The following is a 14780-nucleotide window of genomic DNA, read 5'->3' as shown; positions in this document are numbered from 1 at the left end:
GAGTTCATTGCGATGGCCTTGCTACAACTGGAGCGCATCAGCGCACAGTACCCAGGCGCCACAGAACCGGTACTGTCAGACATTTCACTCGACCTGGGGCCCCAGCAATTGCTGGTGGCCCTCGGCCCGTCCGGCAGTGGCAAGACTTCGCTGTTGAACCTGATTGCCGGCTTTGTCGAACCGTCTGCCGGGCGCATCACCCTCGATGGTGTGCCGGTCAACGGCCCCAGCGCCGAGCGCGGCGTGGTGTTCCAGGACGACGCCCTGCTGCCCTGGCAGGACGTACTGGCCAATGTCGGCTTCGGCCTGGAGCTGGCCGGTGTGCCCAAGGCGCAACGCGAAGTCCGCGCCCGGGAAATGCTTGCGCTGGTTGACCTCGCTGGTTTCGACAGCCGCCGTATCTGGCAGCTTTCCGGCGGCCAGAAGCAACGTGTCGGCCTGGCCCGCGCGTTGGCTGCCGACCCGCGCGTACTGCTGATGGACGAACCCTTCGGCGCCCTCGATGCCTTCACCCGCGAGCAGATGCAGGAGCTGTTGCTGCAAGTCTGGCGGCGCACGGCCAAGCCGGTGTTCCTGATCACCCACGACATCGAAGAGGCGGTATTTCTCGCCACCGACCTGATCCTGCTGGCACCCAACCCCGGCCAGATCGTCGAACGCCTGAGCCTGGACTTCGGCCAGCGCTACGCCGCCGGTGAATCGGCGCGGGCGATCAAGTCCGACCCGCGCTTTATCGAAACCCGCGAACACGTGCTGGGCAAAGTGTTCTCCCAACGGCAGGTGTCCGCATGAGCAGCTACGAACTCCCCGCCACCACCACCCAGCCAGTGGCGCACGCGGTTATCCCGGTGCGTCGCAGCTTGAGTACGCGCTGGATCAGCCTGCTGACCCTGTTCACCTTGTTGGCCCTCTGGTGGGCCGTGACCGCCACCGGTTTGATCGAACCCTTATTCCTGCCACCGCCGTCCGCCGTGCTGCAAAAAGGCTGGCTGTTGGCGACCAGCGGCTACATGGATTCCACCTTGTGGCAGCACTTGGGCGCGAGCCTCAGCCGTATCGGCCTGGGCCTGGGTTTTGCCGTACTGACCGCCGTGCCCGTGGGCATTGCCATCGGTTCCAATCGTATCGCCCGGGGTGTGCTCGACCCACTGATCGAGTTCTACCGGCCGATCCCACCTCTGGCCTATCTGCCGTTGATCGTGATCTGGTGCGGCATCGGCGAGCTGTCCAAGGTGCTGCTGATTTACTTGGCGATCTTTGCGCCCATTGCCATCGCCACGGCCACCGGCGTGCGCACGGTCGACCCGGCCAAGCTGCGCGCCGCGCAGTCGCTGGGCGCCAGCCGTGCGCAGTTGATTCGTCATGTGATCCTGCCGAGCGCCCTGCCCGATATCCTCACCGGCGTACGCATCGGGCTGGGTGTGGGTTGGTCGACATTGGTCGCCGCAGAATTGATCGCCGCCACCAGCGGCCTGGGCTTCATGGTGCAGTCAGCGGCGCAGTTCTTGGTCACCGACGTGGTGGTGCTGGGGATCCTGGTCATCGCCTTGATCGCCTTCGCCATGGAAATGGGCTTGCGTGCACTGCAACGCAAACTGGTGCCTTGGCATGGCCAGGCACATTGAGTGAGAACCGCATGAGCAGCCTGACCGTTACCCCCTTAAGTACCGCACTGGGCGCCCAGATCAGTGGCGTCGACATCACCCAGCCGCTGGACTTCGAGCAGCGCCACGCCATTGAACAGGCGTTGCTCACGCACTCGGTGCTGTTCTTCCGAGGCCAAGCCATCAACCCGCAGCAGCAAGCGCGGTTTGCGGCGAATTTCGGCGACCTGCATATCCACCCGATCTACCCCAACGTACCGGAACAGCCCGAAGTGCTGATCCTCGACACCGCCGTCACCGACGTGCGCGACAACGCCGTGTGGCACACCGACGTGACCTTCCTGCCCACCCCGGCGCTCGGTGCGGTGCTCAGCGCCCAGCTGCTGCCGGCGCTTGGTGGCGACACGTTGTGGGCCAGCGGGATCGCGGCGTATGAGGCATTGTCCGAACCGTTCAAACGGTTGCTCGACGGGCTGACCGCGACGCATGACTTCACCAAATCCTTCCCGCTGGAGCGCTTTGGCAACACCGCCGAAGACCTGGTGCGCTGGGAAGAAACCCGCAAGAAGAACCCGCCGCTGTCACACCCGGTGGTGCGTACGCATCCCGTCAGTGGCCGCAAATCACTGTTTGTCAGCGACGGCTTCACCACCAAAATCAACGAACTGGAACCGGCCGAAAGTGAAGCGATTCTGAAACTTCTGTTCGCCCACGCGACACGCCCGGAGTTCACCATCCGCTGGCGTTGGCAGGAAAACGATGTGGCGTTCTGGGATAACCGCGTGACGCAGCATTACGCGGTGGATGACTACCGGCCGCAACGGCGGGTGATGCATCGGGCCACGATTTTGGGGGACATCCCCTTCTAAAGCCTGGCATAAATCAAATGTGGGAGGGGGCTTGCCCCCGATGGCAGTTTGTCAGTCAACCAATCACTGACTGATCTACCGCTATCGGGAGCAAGCCCCCTCCCACATTGACCGGTTATTCAGCAGTGGAGGGTTTTTCCCACAGGTTGATCCCGCCTTCCTGCGCGAACCGATCAATCTCCGCCAGTTCTTCGGCGCTGAAGCTCAAATTCTTCAACGCCCCGACGTTTTCAATAATCTGCTCCGGCCGGCTCGCACCAATCAACGCACTGGTCACCCGTGGATCACGCAACGTCCAGGCCAATGCCAATTGCGCCAGGCTCTGGCCACGCCGCTGGGCAATTTCATTCAGCGCCCGCACGTGGGCGATGTTGGCTTCGGACAGGTGCTTGGCCTGCAACGAACCGCCACCCGGCCGATTCACTCGCGCATCCGCCGGCACGCCGTTGAGGTATTTGTCGGTCAGCAGCCCTTGGGCCAGCGGCGTGAAGGCAATCACCCCGGCACCGAGTTCTTCGGTGGTGTCCAGCAGGTCTTTTTCCACCCAGCGGTTGAGCAGGTTGTACGCCGGTTGGTGGATCAGCAGCGGCACTTTCCACTCGTTGAGCAGGGCGGCGATTTCTCGGGTTTTTACCCCCGAATAGGACGAGATACCGATGTACAACGCCTTGCCTTGCTGCACGGCGGTGGCGAGGGCGCTGGCGGTTTCTTCCAGCGGGGTGTCGGCGTCAAAACGGTGGGAGTAAAAAATATCCACGTAGTCGACGCCCAGGCGCTGCAGGCTCTGGTCCAAGCTCGCCAGCACGTATTTGCGCGAACCGCCGCCCTGGCCGTAAGGACCGGGCCACATGTCCCAACCGGCCTTGCTGGAGATGATCAGTTCATCGCGGTAGTGCTTGAAGTCTTCGCGCAGCAAACGGCCGAAGTTGATCTCGGCGCTGCCATAGGGCGGGCCGTAGTTGTTGGCCAGGTCGAAGTGGTTGATCCCCAGGTCGAACGCGGTGCGCAGCAGGGCGCGCTGGGTGTCGATCGGGGTGCTGTCGCCAAAGTTGTGCCACAGGCCCAGGGACAGTGCCGGCAGCACCAATCCACTGCGGCCTACGCGGCGATACGGGATAGATTCATAGCGGTTTTCGGCAGCAATGTAAGTCATCGAATCCTCTCTTGGACGTAGGCAAATAAGGCCTGGGAATAACGATATTCCCAGGCCTTTTAACCAGCTGAATCGCTTAAGTCTGCCTGTCCGTTTTACAGCAATTTCCTACCAGAGTGGAACGACATAGCTGACATAGAGGCGGTTTTCATCCTGCACGGTGGCGCCGGTGATATCCGGGCTGGCATGGGCGTTTTTCCAGGTCACACCGAGGCCTTTGAGGGTGCCGGTGGGTACTTGATAAGCCACGGCAACGTCACGCTCCCATTCGCTGGTAGTGCCCTGCGCCGTGCGGATGTCATCGCCGTGGGCGTAGCCGGCGGAGAACGTCAGGCCGGTGAGGCCGAGTGTGCCGAAATCATATTTGTACTGCGCCAGCCAGGTGCGCTCACCGGCATGCTGGAATTTATTCAACTGCAGGTTGGTCAGCGCCGGGGTGTCAGCACCTGAACCCGGGCCCTGGCGGTTGTCGCCGCTGTTCAGGCCGGAATCCAGGTACGGGAAGTCGCTGTCGCCGCTGTTCTTCTGGATTCCCAGGCCGACGGTGTGACCGTCCAGGCTGTAGCTCTCGAGCAAGCTGGCGGTGGTCTGGTTGATGCGGCCTTTGCCGGTGCCGTCACCGTAGAGGCCGGCCGCCGCAAAGTCTTTGTCGCCATCGGCGTTGCCGCCCACGCCCAGGCTGCGGAACACGCGCACGTCGGTGTCGATGGCGCCCACGGACAAAGCGTCATGGCGCTTGGCGCCGAGGAAGAACTGCTGGTAGTAATCCTCAAGGTTGGAGTACCACAGGCTGACCGTGGTGTTCTGTATACCGGTGTAATCCGCGCCTCCGAACAGGAAGCGATCACTCTCTTTGGTCCCCCCGGCAGTGATCATGCCCTGGTCGCCGGTTTCGTTGCGGATCTTGGTCTTGAAGATATCGCCGCCGGTGAAGGTGAAGTCGCTGAGGTCTTTGGACACCAGCTGCACACCCGTGTTGGTCTGCTGGTAAAGGCGCCCGTCGGTGTTGGCCAGTACTGGGTTGTTGCCGTAGAGCGTACCGACGCGCAGTTCATCCTTGGCAAAACGCATCTTGAACGTCGGGCTCAGCACGCCGAACTGGTCGGCGGACTTGCCGTTGTCCAGCGGGAACATGCTGCCGGGGTAACGGCCCTGGTGATCCTTGTCGTTGAGGTCGCCACCCGAGTCCAGTTTCAACCCGTAGAACGCCTGCAGATCCAGGCCAAACCCCACCGGCCCCTCGGTGTAGCCGGACTTGAAGTTGAACTCGAAGCCCTGGCCCCAATCGCGAATGCTGTGGGCCTTGGCGTTGCTGTTCACCACATCACGCCCCTGCTGGTTGAGATAGCGATTGAGCAGGGTCACATCAGCGTGGCTGTCATCGATAAAATCGGCATGGGCGGACAGCATAAAGCTCGCCATGGCGGCACCCACCATGGGGCTTAATAACGTCTTCATCGGTACCGGTCTCCGTCACTGTTTTGAAATGAAAGCGTCAAACGCTTCACACAATTACGCAGTGGCCAGATGACAGTTGCGCGTCAAACCGAGGGTTTGACGGATGAAATTAAATTTAAGAAAGCCCTCTAGAACGGGGCTTTGCGGGGTTTTAAGGAGCGGGCAAGCCCGCTCCCACAGGCGACTAACGTACCAAGTGCAGGAACTGCAGATGCCGTTCGTACTGGTCGAGGATGTCGTTGATGATCTGCTCCTTCGTGTAGCCCACCAAGTCGTAGTCCTGGCTGCCCTCACTCAAGTGCACTTCCGCCCGGTAGTAGCGACGGTTGTTGAGCTCTTTGGAGCCCATACCACCACGGGCGAAGGACGGTGTGAAGTAACCGCGCATCTGCACCTGGTAGACGAAGGGATGCTCCTCGCCATGGCCGATTTCCAGGCTCACGCTGTCGTTGGCCGGGTCGGGCTGAGTCACCACATTCAGGCCCTTCTCGACAAACACCGCCGTCACTTCTTCGATGGCCGGACGCACCGTTGCCTCAAGGAAGCGGTACACCTCGTCACGCGACGGGAAGTGCACAGCCTGGCTCAGGCGCTGGCGCCAGCCGCCACGCCCCTTGCGCGCCGCCGAGATCGGCGCCAGCGAATGCAGCTGGGCGATCTGCTTCTGCGATTCCAGATGGAAGGCTTTGTGCAGTCCCCACATCATCAGCAGCAGGATCATCGAGAACGGCAACGAGGTCAGCACCACCGCTGACTTGAGCGAATCGATACTGCCGGCGAACAACAAGGCACTGGTGACCAGCGCGGTCATCGCCCCCCAGAACACCCGCAGCCACTTCGGCCCGTCTTCATCGGCGTTGCCGCCCTTGGACGACAGCGTCGACAGCACGACGGTGCCCGAGTCCGCCGAGGTGACGAAGAACACGAAGCTGATAAACACCGTGACCGCGATGACGGTCTTGCTCCACGGGTAGGTTTCCAGCAGCAGGTAGAGGCTCATCGACGGGTCATCGATGGCCGACTGGCCGAGTGCGGCCATGCCGTGGTTGAGCACTTGGTCGATGGCGCTGTTGCCGAAAATCGACATCCACGCCAGGGTAAAGCCCAGCGGGATCAGCAGTACGCCGAAGACGAATTCACGGATGGTACGACCACGGGAAATACGCGCGATAAACAGGCCCACGAACGGCGACCATGCGATCCACCAGGCCCAGTAGAACACGGTCCAACCGCCCAGCCAGTCGCTCGGTTTATCGTAGGCGTACACGTCGAAGCTCTTGGTCGGCAAGGCGCCCAAGTAGTCACCGATGTTCTGGATCAAGGTGTTGAGCAAGTGCTGGGTGGGCCCGGCGAACAACACGAACAGCAGCAGCGCACAGGCCAGCAGCATGTTGATGTCGGACATCACCCGCACGCCTTTATCGACGCCGGCCACGGCGACCAGGATCGCGGCGCCCATCATCAGGGTGATCAAGCCGACCTGGATCCACTGGGTGTGGGCGATGCCAAACAGGTAATCGAGCCCGGAGTTGAGGTGCAGCACACCAAAGCCCATATCGGCGCCGAGGCCGAACACCGTGGCGATGATGCCGAAGCCATCCACCGCATAACCGATAGGGCCGTTGATGCGCTTGCCGATCAGTGGGTACAGCGCCGATCGCAATGCCAGCGGCAGGTTATGCCGGTAAGCGAAGTACGCCAAAGCCATGCCGACAAAGGCGAACACGCCCCAGCCATGCAAGCCCCAATGCAGAAACAGCACCTGCATGGCCTGACGCGCGGCGTCGGCGTTGAGCGGCGCGCCCTGTGGCGGTTGCACCAGGTGCGTCAGCGGCTCGGACACGCAGAAAAAGAACAGCGTGATGCTGATGCCGGCGGCGAACAGCATGCCGGCCCAGGACAGGTAACTGAATTCGGGCTCGTCGTGGTCGGCACCGAGTTTTATCTTGCCGTAGCCCGATAGCGCGGTGACCACCACGAAGACCAGATACAGGGTCATCGCCAACATGTAGTACCAGCCGACCGTATTGGCCGCCCAGTTTTGCGCCGCCAGCAACCAGGCACCGGCCTGTTGCGGGATAGCGATGACCGTGATGCCGAACAGCAGGATGAAGGTCGCGGCAAAGTAGAAGACGGGCGCATTCATGCGCACCATGCCGCTGGCTGGGGTGGACGATGCACTCATGAACGATGCACCCCTGGTGTGTGAGATGTGGCTGTCAATAACGGACTCAGCAAAGGTAAGCCTCCTGTTGTGAGCGGGCAGCGAACCACCGGGTTTAACTTGAACGAGCATTCAAGTTAAACATGGATAGGCGGTCTGGGACTAATCGCAAGGCTGAGTGGTAGATCATTCCTACACTAGCTCAAGGATTGGTATGACGGGCGAGAAGGGGAAATCGTTCAGCGGTCTGGAGGTGAAATGCACACAAAATGTGGGAGGGGGCTTGCCCCCGATGGCGGTGGTTCAGCCAATTCATTATTGACTGACACTCCGCTATCGGGAGCAAGCCCCCTCCCACAGCGTATTTGTGCAGGTGCTTTACTTCTGCGCGCCGTCCTCATGCTGCAAATTCGCCTGGGTAATATTCGCTCCCGCCGGCACGCTGCGCGTCAGCCACACATTACCGCCGATGGTCGAGCCCTTGCCGATGGTGATGCGCCCCAGGATCGTCGCGCCGGCGTAGATCACCACGTCATCCTCAACGATCGGATGGCGCGGGTGCCCTTTCTGCAACTGCCCATCTTCATCCGCCGGGAAGCGCTTGGCGCCCAGCGTCACCGCTTGGTAGATGCGCACTCGCTCGCCGATGATCGCGGTTTCGCCAATCACCACGCCCGTCCCGTGGTCGATGAAGAAGCTCGGGCCAATCTGGGCGCCGGGGTGGATGTCGATACCGGTGGCCGAGTGGGCAATCTCCGAACTGATGCGCGCCAACAGCGGCAAACCGGCGCGATACAGGTGGTGCGCCAAGCGATGGTGAATCACTGCCAGGATCCCCGGATAGCACAGCAGCACTTCATCCACACTGCGCGCGGCCGGGTCGCCGTGATAGGCGGCCAACACGTCTGTGTCCAACAGGCTGCGCAGGGACGGCAAGGCCAGGGCGAAATCCTGGATCAGGCGGATGGCAAGGGCGTCGACCGCGCTGTCATCCTGGCCTCCTTGGCGCGCGGCGTAACGCAGTTCCAGGCGCGCCTGGGCCAGCAATGCGTTGAGGGCAACATCGAGGGTATGGCCGACGTAAAAGTCTTCACTTTCTTCACGCAGGTCCACCGGCCCCAGGCGCATTGGGAACAACGCACCGCACAAGGCTTCAAGGATCTGCGCCACGGCTTCGCGCGATGGCAGCTCACGGCCGCCATGTTCACCACTCAAGCGACCGTTGCGCGTTCGCCACTGGTCCCGGGCGCCGCGCAGTTGGCTGACGATGGTCTGTAATTGCCAATGACTGGAACGCTCACTCACGGTATTCACTCCTGACGAAATGGCCCTCACTTTACGGTATGCACCCTGGCCGCCCTTAAGAACCAATGGTGCGATGCTAAGAACCATCCGACATAAGCGATTGTCGGTTGCCCGATGAAAAGTGCCTGCCTATAGTCGCCCCACCACTCAGCAACCGTGCGTAACCATGATCAAACAACAGCTCGACCGTTTTAATCGCCTGGACCTGCTGGGCGGCGCCACTGCCCTGGAAAAACTCGAGCGGCTGTCGACTTGGCTGGGCCGGGACATCTACGTCAAACGCGACGACACCACGCCGCTGGCCATGGGCGGTAACAAGCTGCGCAAACTCGAATACCTCGCCGCCGATGCCATCGCCCAGGGCGCCGACACCCTGGTGACCGCCGGCGCCATCCAGTCCAACCATGTGCGCCAGACGGCTGCGCTGGCTGCCAAGCTTGGCCTGGGCTGTGTCGCCCTGCTGGAAAACCCCACCGGCACCGAAGACCCTAGCTACCTGGGCAACGGCAACCGCCTGCTGCTGGACCTGTTCGACGCCAAGGTAGAATTGGTGGAGAACCTCGACAACGTCGACGACCAGCTCAACGCCCTCGCCGACCGTCTGCGCAGCAACGGCAAGAAGCCGTACCTGGTGCCCATCGGCGGCTCCAATGCCCTCGGCGCCCTGGGTTATGTGCGCGCCGGCCTGGAGCTGGCCGGACAGATCCAAGACAGCGGCATCGACTTTGCCGCCGTGGTGCTGGCGTCCGGCAGTGCCGGGACTCACAGTGGCCTGGCCCTGGCCTTGAGCGAAGTGCTGCCGAACCTGCCGGTGATGGGCGTCACCGTGTCGCGTACCGACGAAGCCCAGCGCCCGAAAGTGCAGGGCCTGGCCGAACGCACCGCCGAGTTGCTGGGCGTGGCGATCCCCGACGCCTTCAAGGTGATCCTGTGGGACGAATATTTCGGCCCGCGTTATGGCGAACCGAACGCCGGCACCCTTTCGGCGGTCAAGCTATTGGCAAGCCAGGAAGGCCTGCTGCTGGACCCGGTCTACACTGGCAAGGCCATGGCCGGCTTGCTGGACGGTATCGGGCGTCAGCGGTTCGAGGATGGCCCGATTATTTTCCTGCACACCGGTGGGGCCCCGGCATTGTTTGCCTATGACTCGGTTTTCAACTGAATAAACGCAGGCTAAATGTGGGAGGGGGCTTGCCCCCGATAGGGCAGTGTCAGTTTATGCATGTATCACTGACCCACCGCTATCGGGGGCAAGCCCCCTCCCACATTAGACTCAACATATATTCAAAAATAGAATATGAATTTGGATTTATATTATTTTCAAGTCTTAAAAACCGGCTTTATCATCGCGCCGTAGGCGAAGACGCGCTACGCGCTTTAAGGCAGGATACGACTACTGCGTCACCTGCTTCGCTCAACATAAAAAACACAGGGGCTCTTCATGACTATTTCTGTATTCCGTCGCACGTTGTTGGTTGGCACTTTGGGCCTGGCTCTCGGGGCGGGCCTGCTGGGGCAGGCGGTTGCCGGTGAACAACTGGGCAACATCAAGAAAGCCGGCGAGATCAAGATCGGCCTGGAAGGCACCTATCCACCGTTCAGCTTTGTCGATGAAAGCGGCAAGCTCAGCGGGTTCGAGGTTGAGCTTTCCGAAGCCTTGGCCAAAGAGCTGGGCGTCAAGGTCAAGCTGCAAGCCACCCCGTGGGACGGCATCCTCGCAGCCCTTGAATCCAAGCGCCTGGACGCCGTGGTCAACCAAGTGACCATCTCCGAAGAGCGCAAGAAGAAGTACGACTTCTCCAAGCCTTACACTGTCTCGGGTATCCAGGCGCTGGTCCTGAAGAAAAACGTCGACACCATCAAGACCGCCGACGACCTGGCCGGCAAGAAAGTTGGCGTGGGCCTGGGCACCAACTACGAACAATGGCTCAAGGACAACCAACCCAAAGCCATCATCAAGACCTATAACGACGACCCGACCAAGTTCCAGGACCTGCGCATCGGCCGCATCGACGCCATCCTGATCGACCGCCTCGCGGCTTTGGAATACGCCAAGAAAGCCCCGGACACCGCTGCCGCCGGCGATGCCTTCTCCCGTCAGGAAGCCGGTATTGCCCTGCGCAAAGGCGAGCCTGAGCTGCTGGCCGCTGTGAACCAGGCTCTGGACAAGCTGCGCGCCGACGGCACCTTGAAAAAGCTGTCCGAGAAATACTTCAACGCTGACGTCACTCAATAATGGAAGCAGGTTTCCAACTCGCGCTGGACTCCGCGCCCTTTCTGCTCAAGGGCGCGTATTACACGGTGATTCTTAGCCTGGGCGGGATGTTTTTCGGTTTGGTGCTGGGCTTCGGCCTGGCCTTGATGCGTTTGTCGCGCTTCAAGTTGGTCAGTTGGATCGCCCGTGTCTACGTGTCGTTCTTTCGCGGCACGCCCTTGCTGGTACAGCTGTTTTTGATCTACTACGGCTTGCCGCAAGTGGGCATCGAGCTGGATCCGATCCCGGCCGCCATGATCGGCTTTTCGCTGAACATGGCCGCCTACGCCTGTGAAATCCTGCGCGCCGCCATCGCCTCCATCGAGCGTGGCCAGTGGGAAGCTGCCGCCAGTATCGGCATGACCCGTGCGCAGACCCTGCGCCGGGCCATCCTGCCGCAGGCGATGCGCACGGCGTTGCCGCCGCTGGGCAACAGTTTTATTTCGCTGGTCAAGGACACGGCGCTGGCCGCCACCATCCAGGTGCCCGAGCTGTTCCGCCAGGCGCAACTGGTGTCTGCGCGAACCTTCGAAATTTTTACCATGTACCTCTCCGCAGCCCTGATCTACTGGATCCTGGCGAGCATCCTGGCGCATTTGCAAAATCGTCTGGAAGACCGGGTCAACCGGCATGACCTGGAGTCCTGAAGCATGATCGTGGTTGAAAAACTGACCAAACAATTCAACGGTCAGGTGGTACTCAACGGCATCGACCTTGAGGTCAAGGAAGGCGAAGTCATCGCCATCATCGGCCCCAGCGGTTCCGGCAAGACCACCTTCCTGCGCTGCCTGAACTTCCTCGAGCAACCCACCAGCGGCCGCATCAAGGTGGGTGACATCGAGATCGACACCAGCAAGCCGATCAACCAGCAACAGAGCCTGGTGCGGCGCTTGCGCCAGCACGTGGGCTTTGTGTTCCAGAGCTTCAACCTGTTCCCCCACCGCACCGCGCTGGAAAACGTCATCGAAGGCCCCACCGTGGTCAAGAAGATGCCGCACGACGCCGCTGTCGCGTTGGGCCGCCAGTTGTTGGCCAGGGTCGGCCTGGCGGGCAAGGAAGACGCCTACCCACGGCGCCTGTCCGGTGGCCAGCAGCAGCGCGTGGCGATTGCCCGTGCGCTGGCCATGGAGCCGGAGGTGATCCTGTTCGACGAGCCCACCTCGGCCCTCGACCCGGAACTGGTGGGTGAAGTGCTGGCGACCATCCGCAGCCTCGCCGAAGAAAACCGCACCATGGTCATCGTCACCCACGAAATGAGCTTCGCCCGTGATGTGGCCAACCGGGTGATCTTCTTCGACAAGGGTGTGATCGTGGAGCAAGGTGAAGCCAAGGCGCTGTTTGCCAACCCCAAGGAAGAGCGCACCAAACAGTTCCTGAGTAAATTCCTCGCCCACTGATACACCCTTGAATGTGGCGAGGCCGCTTGCTCCCGCTGGAGTGCCAAAAAGCTTGGCGCCGCTGCGCAACCCAGCGGGAGCAAGCGTCCTCGCCACAACAAGCGGCTCCTACAGGAATTCCGCGTACCCCCCCGGTAAAAGCCCTCTTCGCAGCCGCCATAAAAGCCCCCTCCCAGTCAGACCCTTCTGAATATCTCCAAACCCGCCGTTTAGCCTTTTGCCGCCATTGACGCTCCTTGGCCAACCCTCTTATCTAGCGCCCAGAGGATTGGATCCTATCCCGGCTACTCACTGAATCGTTCTTTTCGGCCCCCCCGCGCACCCGCGCCAAAAGGTCCGGAACGATTGCTGCTGGCTGCATCAAGGAGATTACTTATGACGCACACCCTGCTCACCGCCCCGACGCTGCCCCAGGCCATCGCTCATGGCATCAATGCCCTGGCCGCCACCCACCTGCAAGTCGACATTGCGCCGTATCCCGGCATGGATGAAGGCGACCTGATCGAGCTGTTCTGGAACAACTGTTTTGCCGCTTCACGCCGGGTAACGGCCTGCAGGATCGGCGCGATCACCCATCTTCGGGTGCCGGAAAGTTTCGTGCTGGATGGCCCGGCCCGGGTGCATTACCAGGTCATGCAAGTCGGCCGTTGCGCTGCACGTTCGGCGGTGGCGCAAGTGCGCGTAAAGACCCTCTACCCAGGCGGCCAGCCCTCGCCCCTGTACCGCGACGAAAACCATAACCTTGCCCCCGTAGGCCTGCCCGACACCATCCGCCGCTATGGCGTCAACGCCAGGCAGGTGCGACGCGGCATTCCCCTGACCATCGAGCCCTACCTGAACATGACCCGCGGCGATGCCATCACGCTGCGCTGGGGCGATGCGCGCCTGGATCTGCCCCAGGTCCAGGCCAAGGACATCGGCCTGGCGTTACAGGTATGGGTGCCGTCAACGGTGATTATCGAAGCCGGCGACGACTGCCGACTGGAAGTGACCTACTGCATTCTGGATCGCGTCGGCAACAATTCACGCTGGGCGCCCGCCCGTACTGTGCGCATTGCCGCCGAGGCCCCCACCCCCACGGCCGGGGCTGAGCTGATCTACCAGCCGCGACCAATGGGGTCACCTTGCGAACCGGGGTGAGAGACCTTCTATGCATATTCCCAAAAGTTAGTTTATTTAAATATTTAACACGCTTAGGGTATATGCACCGGACCACCGGACATTCCTGATTTTTCTGTTTTTATTTCATTGAATGCGAGGTCGGTATGGTCAGAATTACCCCGGTGCATAACGCCAGGGCATTACGTGCAGCCAAGGAGCGGCGCTGATGTCTAACTTGGCTCTAACACCCCCCCAGAGCGATCTGGACGTAGCCCCCTTGCTGTTGCCGGCCGCCGTGCTGCGTAACGACGCAGAGGCGCTGACGGCCGCTCATGAGCTGGCCCAGGCTGCGCGCCTGCAAGCCGCCAAGCGCGACCAGCAGCGCAAGCTGCCATGGGCGCAGATCGAGCAGTTCACCCGCAGTGGGCTGGGCAGTATTTCCATTCCCCGTGAATACGGCGGCCCGCAGGTGTCGTTCGTAACCCTGGCCGACGTGTTCGCGATCATCAGCGCGGCAGACCCAGCCCTCGGGCAGATCCCGCAGAACCATTTCGGCATCCTGCACCTGTTGCAGGGCGCCGCTACCGAACGCCAGAAAAAGCAGCTGTTCCAGAGTGTGCTCGACGGCTGGCGCATCGGCAACGGCGGCCCGGAGCGCGGCACCAAAAACACCCTGGAACTCAAGGCGCGCATCACCACCGTAGGTGACGGTTACGTGATCAGCGGCCAGAAGTTCTACTCCACCGGCGCATTGTTTGCCCATTGGGTCGCGGTAAAAGCCCTGAACGATGACGGTAAGCAGGTCATGGCGTTCGTGCGCCGTGGCACTGAAGGGCTGCGCATCGTTGACGATTGGTCCGGCTTCGGCCAACGCACCACCGCCAGCGGCACGGTGCTGTTGGACCACGTGCCGGTGGACGCCGAGTTGGTCGTTGAAAACTGGCGTATCGGCGAAACCCCGAATATCCAAGGCGCCGTCTCGCAACTGATCCAGGCCGCCATCGACGCCGGCATCGCCCGTGGTGCACTGGATGACACCGTGGCGTTCGTGCGTGAGCGCTCGCGCCCGTGGATCGACGCCAAGGTCGAACGCGCAAGCGATGACCTGTATGTGATCGCCGACATCGGCAAGCTGAAGATCGAACTGCACGCCGCCGAAGCCCTGCTGCGCAAGGCCGGCCAAGTGCTGGACCAGGTCAGCGCCGCGCCGATCACCGCGCAATCCGCGGCACGTGCATCCATCGCGGTGGCCGAGGCCAAGGTGCTGACCACCGAAGTGTCGCTGCTGGTCAGCGAAAAGCTCTTCGAACTGGCCGGCAGCCGCGCCACCCTTGCCGAATTCAACCTCGACCGCCACTGGCGCAACGCCCGCGTGCACACCCTGCACGACCCGGTGCGCTGGAAGTATCACGCCATCGGCGCCTATCGATTGAACGGTACCTTGCCGGCTCGCCATTCCTGGATCTGACCGACCA

General features: G+C 61.5%; 13 protein-coding genes. 9 read left to right on the top strand and 4 right to left on the bottom strand.

Annotated elements, in window-relative coordinates; all coding sequences use genetic code 11:
- Positions 1-12: 12 nt before the first annotated feature.
- From tauB to tauD, 3 genes are read left to right on the top strand one after another with little or no spacing between them, the layout of a single operon-like run.
- Positions 13-792: a taurine ABC transporter ATP-binding subunit gene (tauB, locus tag QCBJ_RS00630; RefSeq protein WP_046034590.1), complete on the top strand. Its 780-nt coding sequence runs from the start codon at positions 13-15 to the stop codon at positions 790-792.
- Entirely contained in the window at positions 789-1625 is an 837-nt protein-coding gene (gene tauC, locus QCBJ_RS00625) for a taurine ABC transporter permease TauC (protein ID WP_012721678.1), read from the top strand. The genes tauB and tauC overlap by 4 nt, the downstream gene beginning before the upstream one ends.
- 11 nt (positions 1626-1636) lie before the next feature.
- Positions 1637-2473: a taurine dioxygenase gene (gene tauD, locus QCBJ_RS00620; RefSeq protein ID WP_102059925.1), complete on the top strand. Its 837-nt coding sequence runs from the start codon at positions 1637-1639 to the stop codon at positions 2471-2473.
- A 115-nt stretch (positions 2474-2588) separates the two neighbouring features.
- Here tauD and mgrA read toward each other — a convergent pair whose 3' ends face one another.
- The 4 genes from mgrA to epsC all read right to left on the bottom strand — a co-directional run bounded on the left by mgrA (position 2589) and on the right by epsC (position 8553).
- Positions 2589-3626, bottom strand: coding sequence for an L-glyceraldehyde 3-phosphate reductase (gene mgrA / locus QCBJ_RS00615; RefSeq protein WP_012721676.1), 1038 nt, complete (start codon positions 3624-3626; stop codon positions 2589-2591).
- 108 nt (positions 3627-3734) lie between these two features.
- Positions 3735-5063 (bottom strand): OprD family outer membrane porin, encoded by a 1329-nt coding sequence (locus tag QCBJ_RS00610; RefSeq protein ID WP_102059924.1) that lies wholly within the window; start codon positions 5061-5063, stop codon positions 3735-3737.
- Between the two features lie 205 nt (positions 5064-5268).
- A complete protein-coding gene (gene betT, locus QCBJ_RS00605; protein ID WP_163825780.1) occupies positions 5269-7230 on the bottom strand; it encodes a choline transporter BetT in 1962 nt (653 codons plus the stop codon).
- A 396-nt stretch (positions 7231-7626) separates the two neighbouring features.
- Positions 7627-8553 (bottom strand): serine O-acetyltransferase EpsC, encoded by a 927-nt coding sequence (gene epsC / locus QCBJ_RS00600; protein ID WP_043204635.1) that lies wholly within the window; start codon positions 8551-8553, stop codon positions 7627-7629.
- 166 nt (positions 8554-8719) lie between these two features.
- On the opposite strand from epsC, the gene QCBJ_RS00595 reads away from it, so the two are divergent.
- The 6 genes from QCBJ_RS00595 (at position 8720) to QCBJ_RS00570 (ending at position 14773) form a co-directional block, all read left to right on the top strand.
- Positions 8720-9715 carry a D-cysteine desulfhydrase gene (locus QCBJ_RS00595; protein WP_012721672.1) on the top strand — a complete coding sequence of 332 codons (996 nt, stop codon included), beginning with the start codon at positions 8720-8722 and terminating at the stop codon, positions 9713-9715.
- Between the two features lie 279 nt (positions 9716-9994).
- Positions 9995-10789 carry a cystine ABC transporter substrate-binding protein gene (gene tcyJ, locus QCBJ_RS00590; RefSeq protein ID WP_012721671.1) on the top strand — a complete coding sequence of 265 codons (795 nt, stop codon included), beginning with the start codon at positions 9995-9997 and terminating at the stop codon, positions 10787-10789.
- The gene (gene tcyL / locus QCBJ_RS00585) at positions 10789-11454 is read left to right on the top strand and encodes a cystine ABC transporter permease (protein WP_012721670.1); all 666 of its coding nucleotides are present in this window, start codon (positions 10789-10791) and stop codon (positions 11452-11454) included. Before tcyJ ends, tcyL begins: the two co-directional genes overlap by 1 nt.
- 3 nt (positions 11455-11457) lie before the next feature.
- Positions 11458-12204 (top strand): L-cystine ABC transporter ATP-binding protein TcyN, encoded by a 747-nt coding sequence (gene tcyN / locus QCBJ_RS00580; protein ID WP_012721669.1) that lies wholly within the window; start codon positions 11458-11460, stop codon positions 12202-12204.
- Between the two features lie 375 nt (positions 12205-12579).
- Positions 12580-13344, top strand: a complete 765-nt coding sequence (locus QCBJ_RS00575; protein WP_102059923.1) for a hypothetical protein — start codon at positions 12580-12582, stop codon at positions 13342-13344.
- A gap of 187 nt (positions 13345-13531) precedes the next feature.
- Positions 13532-14773 (top strand): SfnB family sulfur acquisition oxidoreductase, encoded by a 1242-nt coding sequence (locus tag QCBJ_RS00570; RefSeq protein ID WP_102059922.1) that lies wholly within the window; start codon positions 13532-13534, stop codon positions 14771-14773.
- Positions 14774-14780 lie beyond the last annotated feature (7 nt).

It is taken from the genome of Pseudomonas sp. QC2 (assembly GCF_002859085.1).
In the GTDB taxonomy this organism is placed as follows: domain Bacteria; phylum Pseudomonadota; class Gammaproteobacteria; order Pseudomonadales; family Pseudomonadaceae; genus Aquipseudomonas; species Aquipseudomonas petroselini.
The sequence above is the reverse complement of the archived record's forward strand: the minus strand, read 5'-3'. Positions and strand labels throughout refer to the sequence as shown.